The sequence below is a fragment of the bacterium genome (genome assembly GCA_019637795.1).
Lineage (GTDB): Bacteria > Desulfobacterota > Binatia > HRBIN30 > CADEER01 > JAHBUY01.
Genome location: JAHBUY010000001.1, coordinates 889,162 through 901,765, shown reverse-complemented (window position 1 = coordinate 901,765; position 12,604 = coordinate 889,162). Strand labels below are relative to the sequence as shown.

Below are 12,604 nucleotides of genomic sequence, written 5' to 3'. Positions count from 1 at the left end.
TGAGTTTCGCGTCCTGGCGGCGTAGCGGCAGCACATGAAGCTCTACGACTCCGCCGCCGCGCCGAATCCGCGCCGGGTGCGCGTCTTTCTCGCCGAGAAGGGCGTCGCGATCCCGACCGAACAGGTCGACATCGCCACGGCCGCGAACCGCGAGCCGGCGTTCCGCGCCAAGAATCCGCTCGGCACGCTGCCGGTGCTGGAACTGGACGACGGCACCTGCATCGCCGAGAGCGTGGCGATCTGCCGCTACATCGAGGAAACGCACCCGACGCCGCCGCTGCTCGGTACCGACGCGCGCGACCGCGCCCTGGTGGAGATGTGGCAGCGGCGCATGGAGCTCGAGCTCTTCATTCCCATCGCCCAGGTCTTCCGCCACACGCACGCGTTCTTCGCGGGCCGCATTCCCCAGGTGCCGGAGTGGGGCGAGGTCAGCCGGGCGCACGCGCTGGCGACCATGGGCTGGCTCGACCGCGAGCTCGCCGATCGCGAGTTCATCGCCGGGACGCGCTACACCATCGCCGACATCACCGCGCTGTGCGGCATCGACTTCGGCCGCGTGAGCAAGATCCGCATCGCTCCCGAGCTCGCCAATCTGGCGCGCTGGCACGCCGCCGTCTCGGCGCGCCCGAGCGCCAGCGCCTGAGGTGCGCCATGCCGTTGCCGCTCGAAGGTCCCAACGCCGAACAGATCACCTACTGGAACCAGCAGGCGGGACCGACCTGGGTCGCCGTCCAGGCGTCGATCGATCAGCAGATTCGACCGCTCGGCCGACTGGCCATGGACCGCGCCGGGCTGCGCCCGGGGCTGCGCGTCCTCGACGTCGGCTGCGGCTGCGGCGACACCACGATCGAGCTCGCCGCCCGCGTGGCGCCCGGCGGCGAGGTGCTCGGCGTCGACATCTCGGCGCCGATGCTCACCCGCGCCGGCCAACAGGCGCGCGCCGCCAACGTCACCAACGCCCGCTTCGAGATCGCCGACGCGCAGATCGCGCAGTTCCCGGCGGGGGCATTCGACGTCCTGTTCTCCCGCTTCGGGGTGATGTTCTTCGCCGACCCGGCGGCGGCCTTCGCCAACCTCCGCTCGGCGCTGCGCGCCGGCGGCCAGCTCGCCTTCGCCTGCTGGCAGTCGATGATGGACAACCCGTGGATGACAGTGCCGATGGCGGCGGCGCTGCAACATCTGCCGCCGCCGCCGATCCCGGCGCCCGGCGCCCCGGGTCCATTCGCCTTCGCCGACCCCGACCACGTGCGCGGCATCCTCGAGGCCGCCGGGTTCACCGCCGTCGCGCTCGAGCCGGTGCGCATGACGCTCAGCGTCGGCGGGGGCCAGGACCTCGATGCGACGGTCGACTTCCTGCTGCGCATGGGGCCGACCGCCCGCGCCCTGCGCGAGGCCGACGATCCGGAGCTGCCGCCGCTGGTCGCCGCGTCGGTGCGTGAGGCGTTGCGCCCCTATCAGACCGCCGCCGGCGTGCAGATGGACTCGGCGAGCTGGATCGTCACCGCCAGATCCTGAACGGCGGCTACTCCGCGACCTTCGGCTGCGGCTTGGAGCCGATGACGATGGTGAACGGCTGGTCGTCGGCGAGCGTCGGGCCGACCCACTTGGGATTCTCCGCCTGGCGGCCCTTGTAGAAATCGCGGTAGCCGGTGAGGTACTGCAGCTCGACGCCGCCGGCGTCGAAGGCGTCGCTCACGGTGTCGACGAAGTGCGGCGGCGTCTCGTCGCCGGCGAGCATGAAGATGCCGGCCTTGACGGTGTAGGGGGCGCGCTCGATCGCCACCGGCCAGCCCGCCTTCTCGAAGATCTGCTGCAGCTCGGCCTGCGCCGCCGCCGCCTCGCGGTTGTTCTGCGCCACCAGGAACCACGCCTTGCGCCCCGAGTCGGTCTCGTTGCGCAGCACGCCGACCATCGCCTCCTCCTGCTGCGCGGTGAGGAAGTCCGCCGGCGGCGGGGCCGGCGCGTCGGCCGGCGGCGGTGCCGCCGGTGCGGCCGCCGCCGCGGCCGCCTGCTGCTGCAGGCTGTTGGCGCGGGCGGCCAGGGGCTCGATGCGTTGCGCCACCGAGCGCAGGGCGGTCGCCGGGTCGGCGTCGGGGTAGAGCGTCTTGGCGATCTTCGCGAACGGCGCCAGTTGCTGCTGGGCGGCGGTCAGTTGGCCGCGCAACGAGCCGATGTAGACGGCGGCGCCGACCAGCGCGACAGCGAGAAGGACTGCAATGACGGGGGCAACCGAGCCGCGACTGGCGGGCGTGTTTTCATCCATCCGTCCTGCTTGGCGTGCCCGTCGGCGTTTCGCAAGCGGTCAAAACCATCACCGGGCGCCGCGGCCGCGCGTCTCCGCGTGCCTCCGGGCCCCTCCGCGGTCTAAGGTGGCCGCCATGCGCAGGTGGGGATGGATGGCGCTGCTGCTGGTCGTGCCGGCGGCTGCCACGGCGGCCGAGCGGTGCGCTCGCTACGATCCCTTGCGCAGCCCGTATTTCGGCGATCTCCACGTGCACACCGCGCTGTCGCTCGACGCCAGCACCCAGGGCACCCGCGCCATGCCGGCCGACGCCTACCGCTTCGCGAGGGGCGAGCCGCTCGGCGTGCAGCCGTTCGACGCCGAGGGGCGGCCGACCCGCACCCTGCGCCTCGGCCGTCCGCTCGACTTCGCCGCCGTCACCGACCACGCCGAGCTGTTCGGCGAGCTGACCGTCTGCCACAGCCCCGATCTGCCGGGCTACGACTCGCTGCCCTGCCTGATCCAGCGCTGGTTCCCGCGCCTCGCCTTCTTCATCGCCAACGCGCAGGTGACCAACAGCGCCACGCCCCATCGCTTCGCCTTCTGCGGCGCCGACGGCTCGCGCTGCCGCAACGCCGCCCGCACGCCGTGGCGGGTGGTGCAGGAGGCCGCCGAGGCGTACCAGGACCACACCGACGCCTGCCGCTTCAGCACCTTCGTCGGCTACGAGTGGACCGGCGCGCCGGGGAGCAACAACCTGCACCGCAACGTGATCTACGCCAACGCCACCGTTCCCGACCTGCCGCTCAGCTACGTGGACGAGCCGCAGCTCGATCGCTTTCTCGCCCGCCTGCGCGCCGAGTGCCGCGAGGCGCTGCCCGGGTGCGACGTGCTGACCATTCCGCACAACTCCAACCTCAGCAACGGCCTGATGTTCGCGCCCACCGAGGCCGACGGGGCGCCGCTCGGCGTCGCCACCGCCACGCTGCGCCACGACTGGGAGCCGCTGGTCGAGGTGATGCAGCACAAGGGCGATTCGGAGTGCCGCCTCGGTCCGGAGACCACCGACGAGCAGTGCGGCTTCGAGAAGCTGCCCTACCAGAACTTCATGGCCGTCTACGTGGCGTCGTCGGCCAAGCCGGCGCCGGAGGCGAGCTTCGTCCGCTGGGCGCTCAAGCAGGGCCTGGCCGAGCGCCAGCGGCTCGGCGTCAATCCGTTCCAGTACGGATTGATCGCCAGCACCGACACGCACGTCGCCGCGCCCGGCTCGGTCGATCCGCGGACCTTCATCGGCCAGGGCGGCGCCGGCGCGCCACCCGACGCGCCGGGCGCGGGCCTGCCGGACCAGATCGAGTTCAACCCCGGCGGATTGGCGGTGCTGTGGGCGGAGGAGAACTCGCGCGCCGCGCTGTTCGCCGCCATGCGCCGCCGCGAGGCCTACGGCACCAGCGGGCCGCGCATCGTCCTGCGTTTCTTCGCCGGATGGGACTTTCCCGACGACCTCTGCCGGCAGCCGGACTTCGTCCGCCGCGGCTATGCCGACGGCGTGCCGATGGGCGGCGAGCTGCCGCCGCCGGGCGGCGCGCCGGCGCCGGCCTTCGCCGTCTCGGCGCTCGCCGATCCTGACGATGCCAAGGGCGCGCCGCTGCAGCGGCTGCAGATCGTCAAGGGATGGATCGAGGACGGCGCGGCGCGCGAGCGGGTGTTCGACGTCGCCGGCGGCCCGAATGACGCCGACGTCGATGCCGCCACCTGCCAGGCGCGCGGCGCCGGCGCCGCGCAGCTCTGCGCGGTGTGGCGCGACCCGAGCTTCGACCCCGCCCAGCCGGCGTTCTACTACGCCCGCGTGCTGCAGAACCCGACCTGCCGCTGGAGCGCCTACGCGTGCAATGCCCGCGGCGTCGACTGCGCCGACCCGGCGTCGGTGCCCGCGGCGCTGGCGACGTGTTGCGACACCACCTACCCGAAGGTCGTCCAGGAGCGCGCCTGGAGCTCGCCGATCTGGTACGCGCCGGAGGCCGGCTCATGAGCCGGCCGGCCTGGCGCTTCGCCGCCCTCGGCGCCCTGCTGTTCGCCGCCCACGCCGCCTGGCCGCGCGCCGCCGCGCCGCCGCCGGCCGCCGGCGATGCCGAGGCGCGCCTCGCCGCCGCGGCCCGCGCCCTCGGCCTCGATCGCGACGACGCCGTCGTGCAACGGCAACTGCAGCGCAACGGGCGCTTCCTCGGCGCCGACGACGGTGCCGGCCTCGGTCTGGAGGACAGCGACCTGGTCGTCCAGCGCCGCCTCGCCAATCGCCTGCGGCTGGCGATCGAGGCCGCCGCGCGCGCCGAGCCGCCGAGCGACGCCGAGCTGGACGCCTACCTCGCCCGCCACCCCGAGCCGTTCCTGGTGCCGGCGCGCGTCCAACTGACCCAGGTCTTTCTCGACCGCGCCCGCGGCGCGACGCTGGCGGCCGATGCCGCGGCCTGGCGCGCGACGGCGCGGGCGGGTGGCGCGCCCGCCGGCGATCCGTTGCCGATCGCGCTGGCGTCGTCGCTCAGCGCCGCCGATCTCGAGCGCCTCCTCGGCGCTGCGGTCGCCGCGGCGGCGTTCGCGCTGCCGCTCGGCGAGTGGAGCGAGCCGATCGCCTCGCCCTATGGCCTGCACCTGCTGCGCGTCGAGGCGCGGACGCCGGCTCGCCTACCGCCGCTCGACGAGATCCGCGCCGCGGTCGCCGAGGCCCTGCTCGCCGAGCGCGCCGCCGGCGCGCTGGCCGCCGCCGAGCGCGAGCTGCGAGGCGCGCCGTGAGCGTCGCCCGCATGCGCTGGCTGTTGTGGCTGGTGCTGGTGCTGCTGCTGCCGCTGCCCTACTTCGCCATCCAGGCGGGTCGCATCCCCGCCGTGCAACTGGCGATGTACGCGGCGCTGGTCGTGCCGTTGAACCTCCGCGACTTCGGCCTCACGCCGGCGGTGCTCGGGGCGCTGTTCGCCGTCCAGACGCTCGCCTATGGCGCCCTGCTGCTCTGGCTGTCCGGCTTCCTCGCCCGCCGCGTTCCGCCGCCGCGCCGCGCCGCCGCGCTGGCCGGCATCGCCGTGGCCCTGCTGCTGCTCGCCGCCCTGCCGGTGTACGTCGCGCCGCTCACCGCTGGCCCGTATCCCACGCACTGGCTCGGCCTCTGGCCGTGAGGCGCGCCGCCCGGCGTGGATCCCGCCGGCGCTTCACGCCGCCTCGATCGCCACGCCGCGCTCGGCCAACGCCGCCACCGCGTCGTCGAGCACCGCCGCCGCCGCCGCCTCGCCCCGCAACGCGGCGTCGAAGTGGGCGAGGCCGAGGCCGCGGGTGAAGACGTAGGCGTGCTCGCCGGGGACCAGCTCGCTGATCGGCGGCACGCTCGCCGCCACCTCGGTGAAGGCGCCGGGCGGCGGCACGGCGCGGAACATCTCGTGCACCTCCTCGACGCGGTCGCAGAAGTGCATGTGGTCGGCGTCGCGCAGCACGAACAGCCGCTTGGCGCCGGGCGTGCGCTCGTACAGCTCGCGCATGCCGCGCAGCGGCAGCAGCGAGTCGCGGTCGGCCACCAGATAGGTGGTGGCGACCGGGTGAGGCCAGGCGAAGGTGAGGGCGCGGCGCAGCGGCTCGGCCGGCATGTGTGTCCAGCCGCCGGCGGGGGCGAGCGGCAGCGCGGCGCGAATGCGCGGCTCGCGTTCGTTGAGCTTGAGCGTCGTCCACCCGCCGAAACTGTGGCCGCTCATGCCGATCTGGGTGGCGTCGATCAGCGGCGCGATCTCCCGATCGAGGTCGCCGAGCATCGTGTCGAGCAGGAAGAGCACGTCGTCGGGCCGCAGCGCGATGAAGCGGTCGAGCTCGCCGTCGAAGTCGGGCGGCGCGCCGCCGCCGGCGATCTGCAGCATCGCCTGCATGATGTCGGTCATGGTGTTGCCGGTGTGGTCGGCGGCGGCGACGACGTAGCCATGGCTGGCGAGATGGGTGCAGAGGAAGGTGCTCTGGCGTCGATGGCCGCCGAAGCCGTGCGAGAACAGCACCAGCGGGTAGCGTCCGGGGCGCGCCGCGGCATCGCGCGCCGCCTCCTGCCACACCGGCGGGAAGCCGGGCAGGAGCTCGAAGGCGTCGCGGGTCGCGGGGTCGACGTCGCGGCCGCGCGCCGCTTCGCCGGCCGGGTACCAGACCTCGACGGCGAGCGGGCGCTCGCGCGCCGGATCGAGGGTGTCGTAGGAGCGCACGCCGACCGGATACGGGCCGCGGGAAAAGGGATCGTAGGTCATGCGCCGACAGGACCACGACAGCGGGGCGGCGGGCAAGCCGGGCCCGCCGCCGGCGGCGGTCACTGCGCCGCCAGCCGACGATGGACGAGGATCAGCGGGATGGCCAGCGGCGCGGCGAGGCCGCCGTAGAGCAACGCCGCGAAGAGCACGCCGTCGGCGAGCGGGTTGGCGACGCCAGGGGTGATCGGGAACAGCGACACCTTGAGCAGCAGCGCCAGGTTGGTGTTGCGGATGCTGTTCTCGATCGCCAGCGCGGCGAGGTCGCCGCGCGACAGGCCGAGCAGCCAGCCCGGCGCCGTGCCGGCGAGCTGGCAGAGCACCGCCAGGGCGGCGATGGCGGCGAGCGGCAGCGCGCTGTGCGCGCCGACGTCGAGGCGCCCGGCGCCGGCGGAGCCGATGGCGATGCACGCCACGACGGCGAAGCTGAGGCGGATGCACCAGCGCGCCATCGCGCCGCGCCGCGCCGCGCTGCCGAGCCGCTGCCCGACGAGCATGCCGAGCAGCAGCGGGATCAGCAGGCAGATGGCGATGTCGAGCGCGATCGCCGCCACCGGCATGCTGAACCCGGCCGGGATGAGCTCGCCGGCCAGCAGCCGGAGCGCGAGCGGCGTGGTGGCGATGCAGGCGAGCGTGATCGCCGCCGTCAGCGCGATCGACAGCGCGACGTTGCCGCGCGCGAAATAGGTGGCGACGTTCGACATCGCCCCGCCGGGCATCACTCCCACCACCAGCAGGCCGAAGGCGATGCCGGGCGGCAGCGGCAGCATCGAGGTGAGCGCCAGCGCCAGCAGCGGCGTGCCGGCGATCTGCACCGCGGCGCCGATCGCGAAGGCGCGCGGCTGGCGGAAGACGCCGAGGAAGTCGCCGGCGCTCAGCGTCGCCCCCATGCCGAGCATCGCCAGCGCGAGCTGGGCGGCGGCGAACCACCACTCGTGGCGGACGTAGAGCTCGAACATGCGGCGGGCGTCGTCGGAGCGGGCTCAGGCGCGGGCGCGCGCGTCGCGCACCATCTCCACGAGCACGGCGCGCGCCTCGCCCGGCGTCTCGGCCGGGCGCGGGAAGGCGATGCGCAGGGTGCGCGGCCCGTCGGCGGTCTCGGCGCGGAGCCGCAGGCCGAGGCGGTCGATCGCCGTCATCGTCGCCCGCTCCGCTTCGACCCCGGCGAAGGCGCGGCAGTAGAGGCGCAGCGCGTCGCCGTGGTCGGCGTTCATGTGCGCCAGGATGCCGGGGGCGTGCGGCGCCAGCGGGTCGGCGGCGGCGGCGCGGTAGTCGGCGCCGTCGACCCAGCCCATGGCGCCGAAGCCGGCGACGACGTAGGCCGCCTCGACGCGCAGGCGATGGAAGGCGAAGTCGGCGAAGTCGACCCAGCCGCGCGCCGTGGGATGGCGGGCGAGATAGTCGTCGCGACAGCCGGGGCGCGCGCCGTCCGGCAGCGGCTCGACGCGGCCGATCAATGTCACCCGGGCGATGGCGAGCGGGTCGTCCGCGCCGGCTTCGGCGACCAGCAGGCTGGCGCTGGCATCGGCGGCGAGGTTGCGGGTGTGCACCGCGAGCCGGCTGATGAGCAGCGTCGGCTGGCCGTCGTCGTCGACCCCGTAGGGCATCAGCGAGCCGAACGGCACCCCGCCGCGCTCCGCGAGCCGCGTCGCCAGCGCGCCCACCCGTCCCACCTCGACCAACGTCCGCGCCCGCTCCGCGAAGGAAGGTTCATCCGCCGTCACGCCCTCCGGTCTATCGCGACGACCGCGCCATGGGTAGCCGCGGCCCTCGTCGCCGCAGGGCGGCGCGCCGCGTCGCGGGCGCGGGCCATCGGGTCCTCCACCACCCCGCGTGCGCGCCGGGGCGCCCCTCCGGTGCCCCGGCGACGGCGGCTGTGCTACCTCAGCAGTCGCATGGCCGAGCCCCACGATCCGATCACCGCCCTCAACCAGGCGTGCCACTGCATCACCTTCGACGCCGAGCGCATGCGCGCGCTGCTGGAGACGAGCCCGACGACCACCGGGGTCTACCGCTCGATCCTCGCCAACCAGCCGAACCTCTTCTCCGCCGCGCCGGTGTTCCTCGCCCGCGCCGACCTCGAGCGCATGCAGGCGGTGATCGCGGCGGTGGAGACGGTGGTGCGCACGGCGGGGTTCCGCGACTGGGCCTTCGCGCTCGCGCCGCCGATCGCGCGCCGCGACCACGGTCCGCGCGGCGTCTTCCTCGGCTACGACTTCCACCTCGGCCCGGACGGCGCGCAGCTCATCGAGATCAACACCAACGCCGGCGGCGGCCTGCTCAATGCCGTCCTCGCCCGGGCGCAGCGCGCCTGCTGCGACGAGGTCGAGGCGGCGGTCGCGGGCGTGCCGGGCGGCGACGTCGAAGCCGCCTTCCTCGCCATGTTCCGCGCCGAATGGGCGTGCCAGCGCGGCGACGCGCCGCTGCGCCGCATCGCGATCGTCGACGAGGAGCCGCCGGCGCAGTACCTGTACCCCGAGTTCCTGCTCTTCCAGCAGCTCTTCCGCGCCGCCGGGCTGGAGGCGGTGATCGCCGACCCGCGGACGCTGCAGCTCGCCGGCGGCGCGCTCCTCGCCGACGGCGCACCGGTCGATCTGGTCTACAACCGGCTCACCGACTTCATGCTCGCCGGCGATGCCTGCGCGGCGCTGCGCGCGGCGTACGACGCCGGCGCGGTGGTGGTGACGCCGAACCCGCACCACTACGCGCTGCATGCCGACAAACGGCACCTGACCGTGTTCTCCGATCCGCCGCGCCTGCGCGCCTGGGGAGTGGACGACACGACGATCGACACCCTGGCCGCCGGCGTGCCGGCGACCCGGCTGGTCGATGCCGCCGACGCCGACGCGCTGTGGGCGGCGCGGCGCCAGTATTTCTTCAAGCCGGTGGACGGCTACGGCAGCAGGGCCGCCTACCGCGGCGACAAGCTGACGCGCGGCACCTGGGCGCAGATCCTCGCCCGCCCGTACGTCGCGCAGCGCCTGGTGCCGCCGAGCGAGCGCACGATCCTGGTCGCCGGCGCCGAGCAACCGCTCAAGCTCGACCTCCGCGCCTACGTCTACGATGGCGCCGTGCAACTGGTGGCGGCCCGCCTCTACCAGGGCCAGACCACCAACTTCCGCACCGCCGGCGGCGGCTTCGCGCCGGTCTTCACCTCCGCCGGGTGACGGGCGCGATCACACCAGTCCCAACGCGCCGAGGACGCCGGCGGCGACCATGATCAGCAGCGGCGAGACCCTGGTACGGACGAGCAGGACGCACGCCACGCCGGTGATCGCGAACGCCGCCGGCGAGTGATCGGAGGTCTTCACCACCGTCCAGCCGCTGGAGAACAAGAGGCCGAGGCTCACCGGGCCGAGGCCGCGTTCGAAGGCGATGCGCCACTTGGCGTCGCGGAAGCGGTTCCAGGTGCGGCAGGCGATGTACATCACCAGGCTCGACGGCCCGAGGATGGCGGCCACCGCCACCAGGGCGCCGAGGACGCCCGCCGCCTTCAGGCCGACCAGGCTGACGATCATCGAGCTCGGACCCGGCGCCGCCTCGGCGATGGCGTAGACGGCGGCGAACTGCTGATCGGTCATCCACTGGTTGTCCTGCACCGCGGCGCGATGGATCTCCGGCAGCACGGTGTTGCCGCCGCCGAGCGAGACCAGCGACAGCGAGGCGAACACCGCCGCCACCTTCAGCAGCGTCGACCACTCGTCGTTCATGCTCCGGGCTTTCCGTCGCGCGGCCAGAACCACAGCATCGTCAGCGGCGCCAGCACCAGCACCACCAGCGGCAGGCGGACGTGCAGCACGGTGACGGCGACGAACGCCGCCGCCGCGAAGAGCAGGGCGTCGAGCTGGCGCAGGTAGCCGCCGACGATCTTGAAGCCCATCGACAGCGCCATGCCGGCGGCCGCGGCGACGACCCCGCTCAGGGTCGCCTGCAGCGCCGGCACGTGGTGGAAGTGGAAGTAGGCGATGCCCATCGCGATCAGGATCGTCAGCGGCACCACCAGCAGGCCGGCGAGCGCCGCCAGGGCGCCGGCGAGGCCGCGGAAATGGACGCCGACGTAGATCGCCATGTTCACCTGGTTCGGACCGGGGAACAGGCGGGCGATGGTGAGCGCGCCGAGGAACTGCTCGTCGGTCATCCAGCGCCGCTGCTCGACCACCAGCCGCCGCGTCCACGCCGAGAGGCCGCCGCCGAAGCTCGACAGCGCGATCTGGAGGAAGCAGACGGCCAGCGCGCCGAGCGTCGGCGCCGGGCGTGGCGGCTCACTCATGCCGGAAGTGCGGATCGTGCGGCAGCTCGCCCTCGTGGTGCGTCTCGGGGCGCAGCGGATCCGGCGCTTCGTACGGCTTGGCCTCGTGCCAGTCGTGCTCGAAGACCTTGCGCAGGTGCTTCACCACGCCGTCCGCCTCGGTGACCACGCCGAGCTCGCGGCGCAGGTCGAAGGCGCTGCGGTCGATGTTCATCGAGCCGACCAGGGCGCGCTTCTCGTCGACCAGCAGCAGCTTGGCGTGCAGCTTGAGGTGCTTCTGCCGCCGCACCTTGACGCCGCCGCGCTCGAGCAGGCGCAGCGAGGCGAAGGTGTCGAGCACGTCCCAGTCGCTGATGCCGTGCTTGCCGCCGCACAGCAGGTCGACCTTGACGCCGCGGTCGCGCGCCGCGGCGATGCGCTCGACGATGGTGGCGTCGACGAACTTCGGATGCTGGATGAGCAGCTCGTGCCTGGCGCCGTCGATGAACCACGCCATGCGGTGGCGGGCGTTGGTGGCGCTCCACAGCAGCGTCGACTCCTCGGCCGGATCGAAGGCGTCGCGCTTCCAGTCGGCCTCGAAGCCGGCGATGACCTCGTTCACCTCCCTGGGGCAGGTGGTGACGACGCCGTAGTCGCGCGTCTCGGTGAAGTACTTGGTGCACAGGTTGAAGGTCGCGATCAGCGCCGTGTGGTCGTCGACCACGATCGACTTCTCGTGCGTCACCGCGAACGCCGGGCTGGTCCATTCGACGTTGATGTGGGCGCGCTTCAGCGCCGCGTGCGTGTCGTCGTTGGCGCGGTCACCCGAGGAGCGGTGCGGGTTGAGCATCACCCGCACCCCGACGCCGCGCCCGTGGGCGCGCTGGATCGCCGCGATGACGTCGGGATCGGTGAGGGTGAACTGCTTGACGCGCAGCGAGCGGGCGGCGCCGTCGATCAGCTCGACCACCGGCGCGACGCCGTCATCCGGCTGCACGATCAGGCGATGCTCGTCCTTCTTGGCCATGCGCGCCCGACGTCTATGCGAGGGCCGGCGCACTTTCAACGCCGCTTTCCGGCGCGCGCCCGCCGCTACCCGCTCGGCGCGGATCGGGCTAGGCTGTGCCGCCGGAGGGGGTCCGCATGATCGATCTCTACACCTGGACGACGCCGAACGGGCGCAAGGTCTCCATCATGCTGGAGGAGACCGGCCTGCCGTATCGGGTGCACGCCATCGACCTGCGGGCCGGGCACCAGCACAGCGACGTCTACCGCGACATCAATCCCAACCAGCGCATCCCGGCGATCGTCGACCACGATCTGCCGGACGGGCCGCTGACGGTCTTCGAGTCGGGCGCCATCCTCATCTACCTGGCCGAGAAGACCGGTCGGTTCCTTCCCGGCGAGGTGCGGGCGCGCAGCCGCGCCGTGCAGTGGCTGATGTTCCAGATGGCGGGGATCGGACCGATGCTCGGGCAGGCGAACCACTTCGCCACCCAGGCGCCGGAGCCCATCCCGTACGCCACCAAGCGCTATTTCGACGAATCGCTGCGCCTGCTGGCGGTGCTCGACCGCCGGCTCGGCGAGCACGACTACCTCGCCGGCGACTACACCATCGCCGACATGGCGACTTATCCCTGGGTGGTCAGCGCCTGGCCGCTGCTGAAGGCGCTGCCCCCCGAGCAGTGCGGGCCGATGGCGCACGTCGGCGCGTGGCTCGAGCGGGTGGGGGAGCGGCCGGCCGTGCAGCGGGGCATGAAGGTGCCCGCCGTCTGAGGCCGCGGCGCCGGGACGCGGCGGCGCTGCCCTGCCGTTCCCCGGTGGTGTTTCCGCGCCGGCTGTGGCTAGTCAGCGAGTGTGTCCGCCCGCCGTCGCGAACGTCGCGCCGCCGCGCGT

Annotated in this window: 14 protein-coding genes; 7 read left to right on the top strand and 7 right to left on the bottom strand. The window is 73.6% G+C overall.

Annotation, left to right across the window (positions count from 1 at the left end; translation table 11 throughout):
- The first annotated feature begins 34 nt into the window (after positions 1–34).
- Together KF840_03835 and KF840_03830 are read left to right on the top strand one after the other, a co-directional pair.
- A complete protein-coding gene (locus KF840_03835) occupies positions 35–643 on the top strand; it encodes a glutathione S-transferase (protein ID MBX3024022.1) in 609 nt (202 codons plus the stop codon).
- Between the two features lie 8 nt (positions 644–651).
- The gene (locus tag KF840_03830) at positions 652–1,515 is read left to right on the top strand and encodes a methyltransferase domain-containing protein (GenBank protein ID MBX3024021.1); all 864 of its coding nucleotides are present in this window, start codon (positions 652–654) and stop codon (positions 1,513–1,515) included.
- Positions 1,516–1,522: 7 nt separating this feature from the next.
- Here KF840_03830 and KF840_03825 read toward each other — a convergent pair whose 3' ends face one another.
- The gene (locus tag KF840_03825) at positions 1,523–2,263 is read right to left on the bottom strand and encodes a hypothetical protein (GenBank protein ID MBX3024020.1); all 741 of its coding nucleotides are present in this window, start codon (positions 2,261–2,263) and stop codon (positions 1,523–1,525) included.
- A gap of 115 nt (positions 2,264–2,378) precedes the next feature.
- Between KF840_03825 and KF840_03820 the strand changes: the two genes are divergently transcribed.
- Genes KF840_03820 through KF840_03810 form a run of 3 tightly spaced genes read left to right on the top strand, consistent with a single transcriptional unit; the run spans position 2,379 to position 5,385 of the window.
- Entirely contained in the window at positions 2,379–4,250 is a 1,872-nt protein-coding gene (locus tag KF840_03820; GenBank protein ID MBX3024019.1) for a DUF3604 domain-containing protein, read from the top strand.
- Positions 4,247–5,008 (top strand): peptidyl-prolyl cis-trans isomerase, encoded by a 762-nt coding sequence (locus tag KF840_03815; GenBank protein ID MBX3024018.1) that lies wholly within the window; start codon positions 4,247–4,249, stop codon positions 5,006–5,008. Before KF840_03820 ends, KF840_03815 begins: the two co-directional genes overlap by 4 nt.
- A complete protein-coding gene (locus KF840_03810) occupies positions 5,005–5,385 on the top strand; it encodes a hypothetical protein (protein MBX3024017.1) in 381 nt (126 codons plus the stop codon). The genes KF840_03815 and KF840_03810 overlap by 4 nt, the downstream gene beginning before the upstream one ends.
- A gap of 33 nt (positions 5,386–5,418) precedes the next feature.
- Here KF840_03810 and KF840_03805 read toward each other — a convergent pair whose 3' ends face one another.
- The 3 genes from KF840_03805 to KF840_03795 are packed head-to-tail and all read right to left on the bottom strand — an operon-like array spanning position 5,419 to position 8,204.
- Positions 5,419–6,483: an alpha/beta hydrolase gene (locus KF840_03805; protein ID MBX3024016.1), complete on the bottom strand. Its 1,065-nt coding sequence runs from the start codon at positions 6,481–6,483 to the stop codon at positions 5,419–5,421.
- A 59-nt stretch (positions 6,484–6,542) separates the two neighbouring features.
- Positions 6,543–7,439 (bottom strand): bile acid:sodium symporter, encoded by an 897-nt coding sequence (locus tag KF840_03800; protein MBX3024015.1) that lies wholly within the window; start codon positions 7,437–7,439, stop codon positions 6,543–6,545.
- Positions 7,440–7,463: 24 nt separating this feature from the next.
- A complete protein-coding gene (locus KF840_03795; protein ID MBX3024014.1) occupies positions 7,464–8,204 on the bottom strand; it encodes a HugZ family protein in 741 nt (246 codons plus the stop codon).
- A gap of 171 nt (positions 8,205–8,375) precedes the next feature.
- Here KF840_03795 and KF840_03790 point away from each other — a divergent pair, with 171 nt between their 5' ends.
- Positions 8,376–9,647 (top strand): hypothetical protein, encoded by a 1,272-nt coding sequence (locus KF840_03790; protein ID MBX3024013.1) that lies wholly within the window; start codon positions 8,376–8,378, stop codon positions 9,645–9,647.
- A 9-nt stretch (positions 9,648–9,656) separates the two neighbouring features.
- On the opposite strand, the gene KF840_03785 is transcribed toward KF840_03790, so the two are convergent.
- The 3 genes from KF840_03785 to KF840_03775 are packed head-to-tail and all read right to left on the bottom strand — an operon-like array spanning position 9,657 to position 11,735.
- A complete protein-coding gene (locus KF840_03785; protein MBX3024012.1) occupies positions 9,657–10,190 on the bottom strand; it encodes a chromate transporter in 534 nt (177 codons plus the stop codon).
- The gene (locus tag KF840_03780) at positions 10,187–10,750 is read right to left on the bottom strand and encodes a chromate transporter (protein ID MBX3024011.1); all 564 of its coding nucleotides are present in this window, start codon (positions 10,748–10,750) and stop codon (positions 10,187–10,189) included. The genes KF840_03785 and KF840_03780 overlap by 4 nt, the downstream gene beginning before the upstream one ends.
- On the bottom strand, positions 10,743–11,735 hold the full coding sequence (locus tag KF840_03775; GenBank protein ID MBX3024010.1) for a cardiolipin synthase: 993 nt from the start codon (positions 11,733–11,735) through the stop codon (positions 10,743–10,745). Before KF840_03775 ends, KF840_03780 begins: the two co-directional genes overlap by 8 nt.
- Positions 11,736–11,851: 116 nt before the next feature.
- Between KF840_03775 and KF840_03770 the strand changes: the two genes are divergently transcribed.
- A complete protein-coding gene (locus KF840_03770; GenBank protein ID MBX3024009.1) occupies positions 11,852–12,484 on the top strand; it encodes a glutathione S-transferase N-terminal domain-containing protein in 633 nt (210 codons plus the stop codon).
- Positions 12,485–12,604 lie beyond the last annotated feature (120 nt).